Source organism: Patulibacter americanus DSM 16676, from assembly GCF_000420025.1.
Classification (GTDB): domain Bacteria; phylum Actinomycetota; class Thermoleophilia; order Solirubrobacterales; family Solirubrobacteraceae; genus Patulibacter; species Patulibacter americanus.
This window is the reverse complement of sequence record NZ_ATUD01000004.1, coordinates 198872-214362: the sequence shown is the minus strand read 5'-3', so window position 1 is coordinate 214362 and position 15491 is coordinate 198872. Positions and strand designations below refer to the sequence as shown.

The following is a 15491-nucleotide window of genomic DNA, read 5'->3' as shown; positions in this document are numbered from 1 at the left end:
GGCCCGTCGGCCGACCCGCGACACGCCGGGCCGCGCGCCGCCGACCCGGGGCCGCGAGGACCCGCGCCCCCGCCGCCGCTGGGCCGTCGTGGCCCGGCGGCGCCGGTCCCCGCGCCGGTCCGGCCGGTACGGTGCCGCCATGCCCGTCCGCGGCCGCACGTCCATCCCGGCCGAGGCCCGGCGCCACGCGGCCGAGGTCGTCGCCGGCGCCCGTCGCGTGCGGATCGACCGGGAGGCGCTCGACGCGATGGACGCGGCGCCGGCGCTCGAGACGCCGACGCCCGACCCCGTGCGCCACTTCCACGACGGGGACCGCGCCGACGTCGCCGACTACGTCCTGGCCCTCAACGCGATCAACTTCGGCTCGGGCTGGTTCCCGACGCTCCACAAGCGACGGGACTCGAGCGGCTACTGGACGGTGGCCTGGGCGCTGGCCGACCGCTTCCGCGACCGCGGGCCGTGGACGGCCGCCCAGCTGCGGACCCTGACCGCCGCCGAGGTCGGCGAGACGCTCGGCCAGCCGACCGGGCACCACCTGATGGCCCTCTACGCCGAGGCGCTGCGCTCCCTGGGCGGCTGGCTCGGCCGGCGGCGCGCGATCGACGTCGTCGAGGCGCTCGGCGGCTCCGCGGAGCGGCTCTCCGCCGAGGTCGTCGACGGGATGCCGTTCTACCGCGACCACGGCCTGTGGAAGCGCGCGCAGATCCTCGCGGCCGACCTCGAGACGTTCGGCCTCGCCGAGCCGGCGGGCCTCGACGATCTGACGATGTTCGCCGACAACCTCGTCCCCCACGTGCTGCGCCACGCCGGCGTGCTGGTCTACGACGACGAGCTCGCCCGCACCATCGACGCCGGTGAGCTGCTGCCCCTCGGCGGCGTGGAGCACGAGATCCGCTGCAGCGCCCTGCACGCCGTCGAGCTGCTGGCCGGGCGGACCGGCGTGGCGCCGCGGCACCTCGACGCGTGGCTGTGGCACGCGGGTCAGCGGCCCGAGGTCAAGGCCCACCCGCGCCACCGCACGCGCACCGTCTTCTACTGAGCGGTCCGAGCGGGCCGGCCGGCCCCGTGGCCGGCCGCCTCAGCGCGGCTGGAAGAACGGCAGGCTCGCGTAGCGCTCGCCGCCGTCGGGCAGGATCACCGCGATCCGCTTGCCCTGCGACTCGGGCCGCTTCGCCACCTCGATCGCCGCGTGCATCGCCGCGCCGCAGGACAGGCCCGCGAGCACGCCGCAGCGCCGGGCGAGCGCCCAGGCCGTGTCGATCGCGTCGTCGTCGGAGACCGGCACGATCTCGTCGACTACGCGGCGGTCGAGCACCGGGGGCACGAAGCCCGCGCCGATGCCCTGGATGCGGTGCGGCCCCGGGGTGTTGCCCGAGAGGACCGCGGAGGACGCCGGCTCGACGCCCACGACGAGCGTGGAGTCGTCGTGCGTCTTCAGGACGTGGCCGACCCCGGAGATCGTGCCCCCCGTGCCGATGCCGGCGACGAGGATGTCGATCCTGCGGTCGAGCTGCTCGAGGAGCTCGGGGCCCGTGGTCTTGCGGTGCGCGGCCGGGTTCGCGGGGTTCGCGAACTGGTCGGGCATCCAGACGTCGTCGCTCTCGGCGAGCTGCCGGGCCGTCGCGACCGCCTCGGTCATCCCGCCCATCGACTCGACGACCTCGACGCGGGCGCCGAAGAGCCGCAGCAGCGTCTCGCGCTCGCGGCTCATGCCCTGGGGCAGCGCGATCACGAGCTCGTAGCCGCGCGCGGCGGCGACGAACGCCAGGCCGATGCCCGTGTTGCCGCTCGTGGCCTCGACGATCGTCGTGCGGCCCGGGGCGATGCGCCCCTCCTTCTCCGCCGTCAGGACCATCGCCAGGGCGATCCGGTCCTTGATCGACCCGCCCGGGTTGTAGGACTCAAGCTTGCCGTAGAGCTCGACGCCCGAGCCCTCCGGCTCGAGCTGCGCGAGGCGGACGACCGGCGTCTTGCCGATGAGGCCCGTGATGTCGGTGAGGACGTCGCCCATGTCAGATCCAGTACATCGTCTGGCCCTGTTCCCGGGCCTCGCGATCGATGACGTCCTGGATCGTCGTGCTCGCCAGGACCTGGCGGGCCGCCGCGGCGACCTCGGCGAAGACGCCCGTGGCGTCCTGCCCGAGCGGGCCGTCGAGCATCTCGACGACCTCGAGCACGGTGATCTCGCGGGCGTCACGCGTGAGGACGTACCCGCCGTGGACACCGCGCTGCGACCGCAGCAGGCCGGCGCGGCGGAGCGTCGCGAAGAGCTGCTCGAGGAACTGGCCCGGGATCTCGCGGCGCCGCGCCAGCTCGGCCACGGGGACCGGCGTCGTGACGCCGCCCGCCCGACCGAGCTCGGTGAGCGCCTGCACGGCGTACGGGGACTTGGCGGTGATGGACAGCATGGAGGCGAAGAACCCGCAGGACCGGAGGACGACGGGGCGGCATCGCCCGTACCCTCAGGATCCTATGGCAGGCGTCGGACCACGCGCCCCGCGGCGTGCCGACGCCCCCGCGGGCCCTCCCGCCCCGGCCGGGCGCGGTACCGCGGGCGCTCCCACCCCGGCCGGCCGCGGTACCGCGCCCGCCGTGCGCGCGCTGCGGTTCGTCCCGCCCCTCGCGCTCATGGGCCTGATCTGGTTCCTCAGCTCGCGGTCGCACATCGGCACCGACCTGGGCTGGATCGACACCGTGCTGCGCAAGGGCGCGCACATGACGGAGTACGCCCTGCTCGCGCTGCTCTGGACGTGGGCGCTCGTGCGGCGCCCCCTGCCTCCCCCGCACGCCGACGCGGTCCCGGGCCGTCGCGCGGTGGTGGTCGCCGCGGCGATCGCCCTGACGTGGGCGGCGGTCGACGAACGGCACCAGACGACGGTCCCGGGGCGCTATGGCACCCCATGGGACGTCGCGATCGACGCGGCGGGCGTCGGGGTCGCGGTGCTGCTGTGGCGGGCCTGGACGCTGCGGCGGCAGCGACCAGGCGGGCCCGCGACCTAGAGCCAGCCGCGCTCGACGGCGATGAGGACCGCCTGGGCGCGGTCGACGGCGCCGAGCTTGCCGTAGATGTTGTGCAGGTGGGTGCGGACCGTGCTCGTCGACAGGCCGAGCTCGGAGGCGATCTGCTTGTAGACGCGGCCCGCGGCGAGGCGACGCAGGACCTCCATCTCGCGCCCCGACAGCGGGCACGGGGCGGAGCTGCGCGAGCGGCGGGTGGCCGGGATCGCCTGGTCGTAGAGCAGCGCGCGGAGCTGGGCGGCGTCGACGCCCATGGAACGCGCGACGCGCATGAGGACCTGCGGCGAGACCTCGTCGCCGTGGCCGTGGTGCGCGATCAGGTCGGCGAGGCGCAGCGTGGCGACGTCGCGGTCGACGTCGTCGGCGTGGTGGCGCTCGACGAGGCGCGCCAGCTCGCGCGGCAGGCCCCAGCGGCGCACGAGGACGCCGCCGACGAGGGCGTGGTCGACGCCGAGCTCGCGGCGCTCGGCCACGATCCGCTCCTCCGGGGTCGCGTCGCGCGGGAGGACCTTCTCGGGGTAGCCGGCGTGCGCGTGCAGGAGCACGAGCTTGCCGACGTCGTGCAGCAGGGCGGCGGAGCAGAGCGTCTCGACGTCGACGTCGTCGAGGATCGCGGCGATGCGGTGGATCGCGGCCTGGACGGCGGCGACGTGCCGGCGGTGCGCGTCGGCCTCGCGGCCCCAGGAGCCGGCGCGGTCGAAGAAGTCGACGGTCCGCGTGCGCTCGGCGAGCACCCGCAGCGACGGCGGGGTGACGACCTCGATGGCGGCGGAGATCGAGGCGATCCGGCCCGACGACGTCGTGTCGAGGCGGTTGGCGACCCGCAGGACGCCGAGGCCGAGCCCGAGGTCGGACTCCAGCGCCGCGATGATCGCGGACGGGTCGACGGGGTCGGCGTCGAGCGCGGCGACGAGCCGCGTCTGCGACTCCGCGAGGGCTGGGAACCCCTCGAGGGCCTCGAACGCCGCCGTCAGGCGACGGCCGTGCTGCTCGTTCGGCCGGGTCGGGATCGCCGACGAGGTGGTACGCGCACCGGACGCCGCAGGGGCGCCGGACGTGGGCGGGAAGATCGGGGCGGCGGAGTGGTTCACGAGCGACGGCGAGGGTGAGTTTTAGGGCCTCTCTGGACGTATCGGCAGGGAGACCGTCGAACTTGAGTCCGTATGTCCTACGGATTTCGAAACCGTGGGCACTCCGTGTGCTAAAGGGGCGGATCCCCCCGAAGCGGGCGGTCCCCCCGGTCGGCGGGGCGCGCCGCAGGGGCGGCCACGGCGAGACCGGCGGACCGCAGGGCGGCGGCTGCCGCGCCGGGGGAGGCGTCGGCCGCCGCTCAGCCCTCGAGTGCGAGGTCGACGCGGCGCAGCGTCTCCTCGCGGCCGAGTGCGGCGGCGGACTCGAAGACGCCCGGCGAGATCGCCCGGCCCGCGAGCGCGACCCGCAGCGGCTGGAAGACGTCCTTCGCCTTCACCCCGCGCTCGCCGACCAGGGCGCGCAGGGCGGCGTCGACGTGCTCCGTGTCGAAGGGGTCGACACCCGCGAGCGTCTCGCGGACGGCCGCGAGGTGCTCGCGGTGCGGCTCGTCGAGCCACTTCTCCCGCGCCTGCAGGTCGTCGGCGGGGCCCGTGAAGAGGAACCCGGCCAGCGGCCAGAACTCGTCGACGGTCGTGATCTTCTCCTGCGAGATCTCGACGGCCGTGCGCAGCAGGTCCTCCTTGCCGGCCACCATGTGGCCGTGGCCCGCCTCGATGAGGTGGCCCTGCACCGCGGCGACGAGCGCGTCGAGGCCCTGAGCGCGGAGGTAGCGGCCGTTGAGCCAGCGCAGCTTCTGCTCGTCGAACCGCGCCGGGTTCTTCGAGACGCGAGCGATGTCGAAGCGCTTGACGAGCTCGTCGCGCGGGATCTCCGTCTCGTCGTCGACGTCGCCCCAGCCCAGGAGCGCGAGGTAGTTCACGACGGCGTCGGGCAGGTACCCGGCGTCGCGCAGCTCCTGGACGGAGGCGGCGCCGTGGCGCTTCGAGAGCTTCTTGCCGTCGGGGCCGTGGAGCAGCGGCAGGTGCGCGTAGAGCGGCGCCTCGGCGCCCATCGCCTGCAGGACGAGCAGCTGCTTCGGGGTGTTGCTCAGGTGGTCCTCGCCGCGGACGACGTGCGTGATGCCGGCGTCGAGGTCGTCGATGGCGACCGCGAGGTTGTAGAGCGGGCTGCCGTCGGCGCGGGCGACGACCGGGTCGTCGAGGTGGACGTTCTTGAAGGTCGTGTCGCCGCGGACGAGGTCGCGGACGACCGTCTCGCCCTCGGGCACCCGCAGCCGGACCGCGCCGACGCCGCGGGCCGCGTCCTCGGCGGACACGCGCGTGGGGTGGTCCCCGCCGCGGAACCCGCGGTCCGCGCCGTGCTCGGCCTTGAAGGCCTTCACGTCCTCGGCCGTCGCGGTCGAGCGGTACGCCTTGTCCTCGTCCAGCAGCGTCTGCACGACGGCGCGGTGGCGCTCCTCGTGCGTCGTCTGCAGGACGGGCTCGCCGTCCCAGTCCAGGCCGAGCCAGCGCAGGGCGTCGAGGATCTGCTCGATGTTCTCCGGCGTGGACCGCTCGCGGTCGGTGTCCTCGATGCGGAGCAGGAACTCGCCGCCCGAGCCGCGGGCCATGAGCCAGTTGTAGAGCGCCGCGCGGGCTCCCCCGACGTGCAGGAGACCGGTCGGCGAGGGAGCGAAGCGGACGCGCATGACGGCCAAGGCTAGGGCAGGCCCGGCGCGCACGCCGGGCCGCCACGGCCCGGCCCGCGCTACACCAGCGCGGGGACGGGCTGCGCGCCGTCGGTCGCCACGGCCGGGACGGCGGCCGCCGGGGCGGCGCCGGCGCTCAGCGCGCCCTCGCCGAAGAGTCGCTCGAGCTCCATCGTCAGCGTCGGGCTCGGCGTCACGCGGAAGCCCTCCCCCAGCCGCAGCGTGCGCGGCCCCGAGGAGGTGCCGATCGTCAGCACGATGGCCGCCTCGCCCTCGTGGTCGCGGAGCAGGTGCTTCAGCCGGCCGAGGGCCGACTCGCGGATCGCGGAGCCGTCCACCCGCACGTAGAGCTCGGTCGGCGCCGCGGCGGCGACGCGCTCGGCCCGGCGGGCGTCCGCGGCGCCGGAGGCGGCCTCGATCTCCTTCGCGGAGGGCTCGAAGACCTTGGCCGAGCTCACGAGCAGCGCGGCCCGCTCGTCGTCCTTCAGGTCCAGCCGGCCGCGCAGGAGCACGACGCTGTCGGGCTGCAGGATCGGCTCGAGCTCGGGGACGCCCTTCGGGAAGACGACGAGGTCGATCGAGCTCTCCGTGTCCTCCAGGATCCCGCGCAGCATGACGTCGCCCTTGCGGGTGTTGATGCGCCGCATGTCGGCGACCATCCCGCCGACCTGGACCCACGAGTCGTGCGGGCGGCCGCGGAGGTCGGCCAGGCCGCACTCCGTCTTCTTCGCCAGGGCGTCGCGGACGTCCTTGAGCGGGTGGGCGGAGAGGAAGAGGCCGATGGTCTCCTTCTCCATCGCGAGCAGCTCGCGCTGGTCGAACTCGGCCGTCGGGATCGGCGGGTGCGTCGACGCCTTCGACCCCGAGCCGGCGCCCGCGCCGTCGTCCAGGCCGTCGCCGAAGTCGAAGATCGAGCCCTGGCCGGCCGCCGCGTCCTGCTGGACCTTCTTGCCGACCTGCTGGGCGTCCTCGACGACGGCGAGCATGCCCTGGCGGGTCGCGCCCGTCGACATGAACGCGCCGCAGCGGATCAGGGAGTCGAGCGCCTTGCCGTTGACGCACTTGAAGTCGACGCGCTCGCAGAAGTCCCACAGCGAGGTGAAGGGGCCCTCGTCGCGGGCCTCCTTGATCGCCTCGACCGCGGAGTGGCCGACGCCCTTGACGGCGTCGAGGCCGAACCGGATCGCCCCGTCGTGCACCGTGAACTCGTGGTCGGACTCGTTCACGTCCGGGGGGAGCACCGGGATGCCCATCTCCTCGCACGTGTTGAGGAAGAACGGGACCTTGTCCTTCGTCGACATGACGGAGGAGAGCAGCGCCGCCATGTACTCGGCGGGGTAGTTGGCCTTGAGCCAGGCCGTGCGGTAGGAGACGAGGCCGTAGCAGGCGGCGTGCGACTTGTTGAAGGAGTAGTTGGCCGCGTTGAGGTTCGTCTGCCAGAGCCAGTCGACGACCTGGGCGTTCGTACCCGATTGGAGGCAGCCCTCGCGGAAGGCCGGCTCGAGCTCGGCCATCTTGTCGAGCTTCTTCTTGCCGATCGCCTTGCGGAGGTCGTCCGCCTGACCCGGGGTGAACCCGGCCAGGTCGCGCGCGATGCGCATGGACTGCTCCTGGTACAGGATCACGCCCTTGGTCGGACCGATGATCGGCTGCAGCCGCGGGTCCGGGATCGAGATCGTGTTGGGGTCGTGCTTGCCCGCCGCGTACGTCGGGATCTGGTCCATGGCGCCCGGGCGGTACAGGGCCACGAGGGCGATGAGGTCGTCGAACTCGGTCGGGTTGACCTGGCGCATCGCCTTGCGCATGCCCTCCGACTCGAACTGGAAGACGCCGACGGAGTCGCCGCGGGCGAGCATCTCGTAGGTCTTCGGGTCGTCGAGCGGGATGTCGGCGATGTCGATCTTCTCGCCGGAGGAGCCGGCGATGATCTTCAGGGCGTCCTGGATGACGTCCAGGTTCCTGAGGCCCAGGAAGTCCATCTTGAGCAGGCCGAGCTCCTCGACCGGGCCCATCGGGAACTGGGTGACGCGCTTGAAGATCTTGTCGCCGCGCTCGTCGACCGTGCGGGAGTCCGCGATCTGGATCGGGACGACGGAGGAGAGGTCGCGGTCCGAGATCACGACCGCGGCTGCGTGGATGCCGGCGTTGCGGACGGTGCCCTCGAGGCCCATCGCGACGTCGAGCACCTGCTTGGCGACGGGGTCGGAGTCGTAGGCGGCGCGCAGCTCGGTGCCCTCGGCGAGGCACTTCTCGAGCGGCGGGGTCTTGCCCATGATCGGGTCGGGGATGAGCTTCGCCAGGCGGTCGCCCGTGGCGTAGTCGAAGCCCTGCACGCGCGCGGAGTCCTTCGTCGCGTTGCGCGGCAGCATCCGGCCGAACGTGACGATCTGCGCGACGCGCTCCTTGCCGTACTTGTCCGTCACGTACTTCATGACCTCTTCCCGGCCACGAACGGAGAAGTCGATGTCGATATCCGGCATCGACACGCGGTCCGGGTTGAGGAAGCGCTCGAACAGCAGGTCGTAGTGCAGCGGGTCGAGGTCGGTGATCCCCAGGACGTAGGAGATGATCGAGCCCGCCGCCGAGCCACGGCCCGGGCCGACGGAGATGTCGTGGTCCTTCGACCACTTGACGAAGTCGTGGACGATCAGGAAGTAGGCGTCGTAGCCCATCTTGTTGATGACGCCGAGCTCCATGTCGGCGCGCTCGCGGGCGGCCGCGGGGATCGGGTCGCCGTAGCGGGCCTTCAGGCCCTGGTCCACGAGGTCGTGGAGGTACGCCTGCTCGTCCTGGCCCTCCGGGAGGAACCGCGGGAGCAGCGAGCCCTCGTTCAGCGGGATGTGGACGTCGCAGCGCTCGGCGATCTCGAGCGTCGTGGGCAGCGCGTCGGGCCACTCCGCGAACTGGGCGGCCATCTCCTCCGTGCTCTTGACGTAGAACTCGTTCGTCGAGAACGACATCTTCGGGTTCGCCAGCGTCGACTGCGTCTGCACGCAGAGGAGCGCCTCGTGCGTGTCGTAGTCGTGCTTGTGCAGGTAGTGCACGTCCGTCGTGCCGACGAGCGGGCGGCCCGTCTCGCGGGCGATGCGGACGATGCCCTCGTTGCACTTGTCCTGGAGGTCGATCCCGTTCTTCTGGACCTCGAAGTACACGTTGTCGCGGCCGACGACGTTGAAGAGGTCGTCCGCGTGCTGGCGGGCGCCGTCGACGTCGTCGTTGGCCAGCGTCGTGCACATCTTGGACGCCAGGCAGCCCGTGAGGACGATCAGCCCGGAGCCCATCTCCTCCATCTGCTTGAGGTCGACGCAGGGCTTGCCGCGACGGTAGCCGTCCGTGAAGCCCAGGGAGGAGAGCCGCATGAGGTTGCGGTAGCCCTCCGTGGACTGCGCGATCACCGTGAGGTGGTTCGGCTTCGCCTTCTCCTTCGACGCGTGGTCGTCGACGAGGTAGAGCTCGCACCCGATGACGGGCTTGATGCCCTCCTTCTTGGCGGCCTTGTAGAGCTCGACGGCGCCGTTCATGACGCCGTGGTCCGTCAGTCCGATGGCCGGCTGATCCAGCTCCGCCGCCCGCTTGACGAGCTTGCCGATGTTCGGCTGGCCGTCGAGCAGGGAGTACTCGGAGTGGACGTGCAGGTGGACGCAGGAACCGGAACTCACCCGAGGGAGAGTAGGTGGCGGACCGGACGGCGTGGCCCCCCTCGCGGACCCCGCCGGAGCCCTCCCGGGAACCCCCTGGAAATCGTGCCCGAGCGTCGCCCGCGCCGCTGCCCGGCCGCGCGGGCGGGTCAGCCGCCGAGCGCCGCGAGCGCGTCCTCGTGGCCGGCGAGAACCCGGACCGGGCCCGTCGCCGGGACGTGGAGGAAGCGGTCCAGCCGGGCGAGGAACGCGCGGTCGTGGGAGACGGCCACGACCGTGCCCTCGAAGCCGTCCAGGGCCGTCTCCAGCGCCTCGCAGCTCTCCACGTCGAGGTTGTCCGTCGGCTCGTCCAGCAGGAGCAGGTTGTGCCCCGCCAGCTCGAGCAGCAGGATCTCGAGCCGCGCCTTCTGCCCGCCCGACAGCGTGCTCGCCGGCCGCCGCGCCGCGTCCACGAGCCCGTAGCGCGCGAGCGCCCGCATCGCCGGCTCCGTCGCGCCGTTCGTGGCCTCCAGGGCGATGTCGAACACGCCGCCGTCGGCCAGCTCGTCGCGGTCGTTGTGCTGGGTAAACAGCCCCGCGTCGACGCGGGGACCGTGCTCCACGGTGCCCTCGTGCTCCAGCTCGCGCCCGGCCATGAGCCGCAGCAGGTGCGACTTGCCCGAGCCGTTGGGGCCGATGATCCCGACGCGCTCGCCAAAGTGCACCTCGTCGGTGACCGCGGGCAGGATCCCGTCGATCGCGACGCCGCGCAGCCGCAGCACGCGCCGGGCGCTGTCGCCGCCACGCAGGCGCATCGTCGGCGCGTGGTCCTGCACGGGCGGCGGGGGCGGCCCGCCGTCGACCCAGCGCCGCCAGCGGGACTCCATCGCGTCGGCCTTGCGCGACCAGGAGTCGGCGTAGCGGGCGCGCTCCTTGAACACGCGGACGAGTTCGCGCAGGCGCTTCTCCTCCTCGTGCCAGCGCTCGAGCCGGTCACCGAGGAGCTGCTGCCGCCGGTCCCGGGCCTCGGCGTAGGTCGCGTAGGAGGCGCCGTGCACCCAGCACCCGCGCCCCTCGACGGTCAGCACGTGCGTCGTGCAGGCCGAGAGCAGCGCCCGGTCGTGGCTGATCAGGACGACGGTCTTGTCCGTCCCCCGGATCGCCCGCTCGAGCTCGCGCTTGGCGGGGATGTCGAGGAAGTTGTCGGGCTCGTCGAGCAGCAGCACGTCGGCGTCGCCACGGAACAGCACGTCGAGGACGAGCCCCTTGCGCTCGCCGCCGCTGAGGCTCGCGCAGGGACGCGGGCCGACCTCGTCCAGGCCGCCTCCGACGATCCGCCGGCACGCGGCGTCCCACTCCGCCTCGAGCGCGTAGCCGCCGAGCTCGGACCAGTCGCCGATCGCCTCGCCGAGCGCCACCCCGGCCTGCTCCGGCGGGGCGCCCCCGGCCAGGGCGCGCTCCGCCTCGAGCATCCGCACCCCCGGGGCCTGCAGCGCCTCGGGCGCGATCGAGAGCAGGAGCTCGCGCACCGTCCGCTCCGGGTCGCCCTCCCCCACGTCCTGCGCCATCCGCGCGACCCGCCCGCCGACGGTGGCGGCGCCCTCCTCCGCGGGGAGCTCGCCGACGAGGACGCGCAGGAGCGTGCTCTTGCCCACGCCGTTGGCGCCGACGACGCCGACCTTCTGGCGCGCCGCGATCGAGAAGCTCAGCTCCTCGAACAGCAGGTCGCCGCCGGGGTGGGCGTAGGCCAGCCCGGAGACGCTGACGTGGCTCATCGCGGGGACTCCATCGGGCCAGTGTGTCGGTCCGGACCACGACCTGCGTACGGGTGCCCCCCCCCGGGACCCGGCCCCGGGGTTCGAATCCTCCGTCCGGGGACCGCGGTCGAGCGCCCCGGGGGAGCTCCGCCGCGGTCGACGGCCCACCGGTCGGCGTCCCGGGGCCCGGACGCGGCGCGTCAGTCCGCGTCGGGCGGTGGCGCCTGGGCGCGCAGGCGCTCCGCGGCGTCCTCGAGTCCGCGGATGACCTCGTCGGCCGCGTCGAGCCGGCCGCCGGCGAGCAGCTCGCGGGCGCCGCGGGCCAGCTCGCCCATGCGCACGGACGGATCGGTGGCCGGCCGCGTCGGCCGGGGCGCGTCCGAGCCCGGGGACGCGCTGTCGAAGGACGCCCGCGCCCCGCCGCCGGAACCGACGCTCGGGTCGCCCGCGGACGGGCGGTCCGCCGACCGTGCGTCGGCCGCACGGGCGTCGCGGGCCGCGGCCTCGGCCAGCGGCCGCAGGGCGTCGAGCTCGTCGCGCAGCGCCCGCAGGCCGGCGCGGATGGTCGCGGCGACCTCGTCGCGGCCACAGTCCTGCTCGGCGCGTCGCTCGGCCTCCTGTGCCGCGCGCGCCTCGAGCAGCGCGGTGCGGGCGGCGGCGACCTCGGCCAGCGCCTCGGCCGAGGCCGCGCGGGACTCGGCGCGCTCGCGGCGCAGCACCTCCTCGCGCAGGCGCAGCTCGAGCTCGGCGGCGCGCGCCAGCGGTCCGGCGCCCGGGGCGCCGGGCGCGTGGGCGTCGGGCGTCACGGCCGGAGGATCAGGCGCCGCCCGTGCCGCCGCGACGGCGAGCGACGGAGAACGCGCCGCCACCGGCCGCAGCCAGCAGCAGCACGACCGCGCCCTTCCTCGCCTTGGAGCGCAGGCCCAGCTTGCGCGCCACGTACCACTTGGCGCCCTTCCAGCCCACCCACCCGATCAGGGTGTAGAAGCCGCGCTCCGAGCCCCTCATGCCTGCTTCTCCTCGGTGCCGGTGCCCGTGTCGAGCATGCCGTTGGCCAGCTGCCACGCCAGCCGCGACTGCAGCGACCACAGCTCGATGAAGCCCGGGGAGGCGTCCTGCGCGAACAGGCCGCCCGAGTGCGAGAAGGACGCGAGCTGCGCGTCGTAGACGGCGTTGGGCGACTCGCGCGTGACGACCCGCGCGGAGCCCTTGTAGAGCTTCATGCCGATCGTGCCCGTCACGCGGGTGTTGACGTGCTCGATGTAGGCCTGGATGTCGGTGCGCAGCGGCTCCCACCAGAGGCCGGCGTACACGAGGTAGGCCCACTTCTGGTCCAGCCCCGGCTTGAACTGGTTCTGGTGGATCGTGCCGACGAGCCGCTCGAGCTCCTTGTGCGCCGGCAGGATGACCGCGGCGGCGGGGATCTCGTAGATGTCGCGGACCTTCAGGCCCACGATGCGGTCCTCGATGTGGTCGAGGATGCCGACGCCGTGCTTGCAACCCAGGCGGGCGGCCTCCTCGAGGAGCGGCACGATCTCCATCCGCTCGCCGTTCAGGGCGACGGGGACGCCGGCCTCGAACGTGATCGCGACGGTCTCGGCCTCGTCCGGGGCCTCCTCCGGGCGGGTGACGAGCTGGAACACGTCGTCCTCGGGCGCGTGGCCGAGGTCCTCGATCCAGCGACCCTCGGAGGAGCGGCCCCAGAGGTTGTCGTCGATGGAGTACGGGGCCGGCGCGCCGTCGGGCGTGTTCTTGATCGGGATGTTGTGCTCGCGGGCGTACGCGATCTCCTCGTCGCGACCCATCGCCCAGGAGCGGACGGGCGCGATGACCTTCAGCTCGGGCGCGAGCGTGGCGATCGTCGCCTCGATGCGGACCTGGTCGTTGCCCTTGCCGGTGCAGCCGTGGGCGATCGTGTCGCAGCCGTGCTCGCGCGCGTACTGGCAGGCGAGCTTGGCGATGAGCGGGCGGCCGAGGGACGTGAAGGCCGGGTAGCCGTCGCCGTAGTTGACGTTCGCCTTGATCGCCGGGATCAGGTACTCGTTGGCGAACTCGTCGCGGGCGTCGTGGACGATCGCCTCGACGGCGCCGAGCAGGCGGGCCTTGCCCGTGACCTCGTCGTAGTCCTCGCCGGGCTGCCCGAGCTCGACCGTCAGCGCCACGACCTCGGCCTGGTACTCGTCCTGGATCCACTTGAGCATGACGCTCGTGTCGAGACCGCCCGAGTACAGCAGGAGGACCTTGCGGACCTCGTCCTTGTCGGCCAGGTACGAGGCGACCCGGGTGCGGCCCGGGTCGGCCACGCGTCGGACCTGCGTGTGCTCGGCGGAGGGGTCGGACGCGGAGGGCTGGTCGGTCATACGCGCCGAAGCGTACCGGCGGCACGGCCGCCCGGGACTCCGGGGCTCTGGGCCCCTCCGGGCGGCGGGCGGTCGGGGCGGATACCCGCCGGGTCGCGGCGGGGAACGCCGGGCCGCCGTGGCCCGGGCGCGCGACGGCTCAGCGCACCTGCAGCGTGGCCTTCATGCCCATGCGGGCGTGCCCGGGCAGCGTGCAGGTGAGCCGCCACACGCCCTTGGCCAGGCGGAACTCGCCCTCGCCCAGCCCATCGGGCGTGACCCGTGGGATGTGGAGCGTGCGGCCCGTCGGGCGGCCGCGGCGGTCCAGCCGCTGCAGGGCCAGGTCGTGCGGATCCTCGCCCGCGACGAGCAGCTCGACGACGACGACGCCGCGGTCGACGGCCGGCCGGGAGAGCGCGAGCCGGAACTCCGTCGCGGTGACGAGCAGGCGTCCCGGGTTCCGGCGCGTGCCCGCGGCCCGCAGCACGGTGCCGATGCGGGCGGCGGCCCCGCCGACGGGGTTACGGGCGAGGGCCGGCGCGTCCGCTTTCCGGGCGTGCTCCGCGTGCCCGGCGGCGCGGGCGAGGGTCGCGCCGCCGACCGCGGGGATGAGCAGCCCGCCGGCGACGAGGCCGACGAGGGCGGGGCGCACCCGGGCCACGCGACTCACCGGAGCACCTTCGGCCGGCCGAGGCGCGCGGCCCCGGGGATCACCCGCGCCGCCTCCGTGCCGAGGAAGCCTTCGATGAGCGAGCAGTAGACGGCGCGGAAGTCGCTCGTCGCGCGCAGGTTGCCCTGGGCGTCCAGCCGCGTGAGGCCGGGGAACTCGCCGACCATCCGGCCCGACGCGCGGGCACCGATGAGGAACGAGACGCCGGCGGCGCCGTGGTCCGTCCCCCGGCTGGCGTTCTCCTCCGGCCGACGGCCGAACTCGGACCAGACGTGGATCAGCACGCGGTCGGCCAGCCCGCGGGACTCGACGTCGCGCTGGAACGCGGCGAGCGCCGCCATCGTCAGCTCGAGGCCGGAGCGCAGCTCGGCGGCCTGGCCGTCGTGGGTGTCGTACTGGCCCGGGGCGGTGACGGAGACGCAGCGCAGCGGCAGGCCCGCGGCGAGCATCGCGGCGAGGCCCTGCAGGCGCTCCGGGAAGTCGGAGTCCGCCGACTTCGGGTAGGGAACCGGGGCCGTGATCTCGGCGCCGCGGAGGCCGCCCAGCTGGCCGTAGAGCCGCCCGGACTGCTGCGCCGCGCGGCCCGCCTGGGCCAGCCCGGGGTCGGAGGACCCGGCGTGCGCCGCACCGAGGCCGGCGAAGCCCTCGATCATCATGTCCTGCACCTCGCCCCACATGCCGGGCGCCCAGAAGTCGTACTCCTGCGGGCGGTCGACGGCGGCCACCGGCACGCGCGACGTGGCGAGCTGCGGCATGTTCATGCCGTCGAGGGAGAGGCCCTGCAGCGGGTTGTCGGGCGCGCCGACGACGTCGAGGTAGCGGCCCATCCAGCCCGTCGTCATGCGCGGGTCCAGCGCGCCGACCTCCCAGAAGTGGCGCGAGGCGAAGTGCGACTGGTCCGGGTCGTCGTAGCCCACCGCCGGCATCACGGTGACCTTGCCCTCGGCGTGCAGGGCGGCCAGCGGCGCACACGCGGGATGCCAGGTCAGCCGCTCGTCCTCGGAGAACCGCGGGCCGTCGCCGGCGCGCAGCGCGAGCGTCGGGCGGCGCTTGCGGTAGACGTCGTCGCCGGTCGGCGCCAGGACGGAGAGCGCGTCCGCGCCCCCGGGCAGGAAGACGGACAGCAGCACGGGCGAGGCGGGTCCGGTGGCGGCGGCGGCGCGCTCCACGCCGAGGTCGAGCGCGCGCGGGCCACCGGTCAGGGCGGCGCCGCCGTAGACGGCGACCGCGGCGCCGAGCGCGCGGGCGGTGAAGACGCGGCGGCTCATCCCGGTGCCGGCCGGCACGGGCTCGTCGCGGTGCATCCGCGGCTGCGCACCCCGGCGCAGCTGCTCGACGCGGACGCAGTCGTCGCAGGCGGTGGAGGTCATG

Annotated in this window: 13 protein-coding genes; 2 read left to right on the top strand and 11 right to left on the bottom strand. The window is 74.1% G+C overall.

Translation table 11 applies throughout. The features are described from left to right. The first annotated feature begins 139 nt into the window (after window positions 1-139). Window positions 140-1039, top strand: a complete 900-nt coding sequence (locus tag F593_RS0109410; RefSeq protein ID WP_022928501.1) for a queuosine salvage family protein — start codon at window positions 140-142, stop codon at window positions 1037-1039. A 39-nt stretch (window positions 1040-1078) separates the two neighbouring features. On the opposite strand, the gene cysK is transcribed toward F593_RS0109410, so the two are convergent. Both cysK and F593_RS0109400 read right to left on the bottom strand, forming a co-directional pair. Next, a complete protein-coding gene (gene cysK / locus F593_RS0109405) occupies window positions 1079-2011 on the bottom strand; it encodes a cysteine synthase A (protein WP_022928500.1) in 933 nt (310 codons plus the stop codon). 1 nt (window position 2012) lies between these two features. After that, window positions 2013-2408, bottom strand: coding sequence for an RrF2 family transcriptional regulator (locus tag F593_RS0109400; RefSeq protein ID WP_022928499.1), 396 nt, complete (start codon window positions 2406-2408; stop codon window positions 2013-2015). A gap of 184 nt (window positions 2409-2592) precedes the next feature. Between F593_RS0109400 and F593_RS23845 the strand changes: the two genes are divergently transcribed. After that, window positions 2593-3000, top strand: coding sequence for a VanZ family protein (locus F593_RS23845; protein ID WP_022928498.1), 408 nt, complete (start codon window positions 2593-2595; stop codon window positions 2998-3000). Here the strand turns inward: F593_RS23845 and F593_RS0109390 are convergent. From F593_RS0109390 to F593_RS0109350, 9 genes are all read right to left on the bottom strand, one after another. Beyond that, the gene (locus F593_RS0109390) at window positions 2997-4109 is read right to left on the bottom strand and encodes an HDOD domain-containing protein (protein ID WP_022928497.1); all 1113 of its coding nucleotides are present in this window, start codon (window positions 4107-4109) and stop codon (window positions 2997-2999) included. The two genes, F593_RS23845 and F593_RS0109390, sit on opposite strands and share 4 nt — an antisense overlap. Window positions 4110-4348: 239 nt before the next feature. Further along, the gene (gltX, locus tag F593_RS0109385; RefSeq protein WP_022928496.1) at window positions 4349-5737 is read right to left on the bottom strand and encodes a glutamate--tRNA ligase; all 1389 of its coding nucleotides are present in this window, start codon (window positions 5735-5737) and stop codon (window positions 4349-4351) included. Between the two features lie 59 nt (window positions 5738-5796). After that, complete coding sequence (dnaE, locus tag F593_RS0109380; protein WP_022928495.1) at window positions 5797-9396, bottom strand: DNA polymerase III subunit alpha; 3600 nt, start codon at window positions 9394-9396, stop codon at window positions 5797-5799. 128 nt (window positions 9397-9524) lie between these two features. After that, window positions 9525-11129, bottom strand: coding sequence for an ABC-F family ATP-binding cassette domain-containing protein (locus F593_RS23840; protein ID WP_022928494.1), 1605 nt, complete (start codon window positions 11127-11129; stop codon window positions 9525-9527). Window positions 11130-11311: 182 nt separating this feature from the next. Then, complete coding sequence (locus F593_RS0109370) at window positions 11312-11917, bottom strand: hypothetical protein (protein WP_022928493.1); 606 nt, start codon at window positions 11915-11917, stop codon at window positions 11312-11314. A gap of 10 nt (window positions 11918-11927) precedes the next feature. Next, window positions 11928-12119, bottom strand: coding sequence for a hypothetical protein (locus tag F593_RS0109365; protein WP_022928492.1), 192 nt, complete (start codon window positions 12117-12119; stop codon window positions 11928-11930). Next, on the bottom strand, window positions 12116-13471 hold the full coding sequence (locus F593_RS23835; protein ID WP_022928491.1) for an argininosuccinate synthase: 1356 nt from the start codon (window positions 13469-13471) through the stop codon (window positions 12116-12118). The genes F593_RS0109365 and F593_RS23835 overlap by 4 nt, the downstream gene beginning before the upstream one ends. Before the next feature lie 139 nt (window positions 13472-13610). Further along, complete coding sequence (locus F593_RS0109355; RefSeq protein WP_157251691.1) at window positions 13611-14120, bottom strand: hypothetical protein; 510 nt, start codon at window positions 14118-14120, stop codon at window positions 13611-13613. Beyond that, window positions 14117-15490, bottom strand: a complete 1374-nt coding sequence (locus F593_RS0109350) for a DUF1501 domain-containing protein (RefSeq protein WP_022928489.1) — start codon at window positions 15488-15490, stop codon at window positions 14117-14119. Before F593_RS0109350 ends, F593_RS0109355 begins: the two co-directional genes overlap by 4 nt. Window position 15491 lies beyond the last annotated feature (1 nt).

What these genes read in the sequence shown, in the direction of transcription:
- F593_RS0109350 (WP_022928489.1), bottom strand. Translation starts at nt 15,490, where the DNA reads ATGACCTCCACCGCCTGCGACGACTGCGTCCGCGTCGAGCAGCTGCGC.
- F593_RS23840 (WP_022928494.1), bottom strand. Translation starts at nt 11,129, where the DNA reads ATGAGCCACGTCAGCGTCTCCGGGCTGGCCTACGCCCACCCCGGCGGC.
- F593_RS23835 (WP_022928491.1), bottom strand. Translation starts at nt 13,471, where the DNA reads ATGACCGACCAGCCCTCCGCGTCCGACCCCTCCGCCGAGCACACGCAG.
- F593_RS0109410 (WP_022928501.1), top strand. Translation starts at nt 140, where the DNA reads ATGCCCGTCCGCGGCCGCACGTCCATCCCGGCCGAGGCCCGGCGCCAC.
- cysK (WP_022928500.1), bottom strand. Translation starts at nt 2,011, where the DNA reads ATGGGCGACGTCCTCACCGACATCACGGGCCTCATCGGCAAGACGCCG.
- F593_RS0109365 (WP_022928492.1), bottom strand. Translation starts at nt 12,119, where the DNA reads ATGAGGGGCTCGGAGCGCGGCTTCTACACCCTGATCGGGTGGGTGGGC.
- gltX (WP_022928496.1), bottom strand. Translation starts at nt 5,737, where the DNA reads ATGCGCGTCCGCTTCGCTCCCTCGCCGACCGGTCTCCTGCACGTCGGG.
- F593_RS0109400 (WP_022928499.1), bottom strand. Translation starts at nt 2,408, where the DNA reads ATGCTGTCCATCACCGCCAAGTCCCCGTACGCCGTGCAGGCGCTCACC.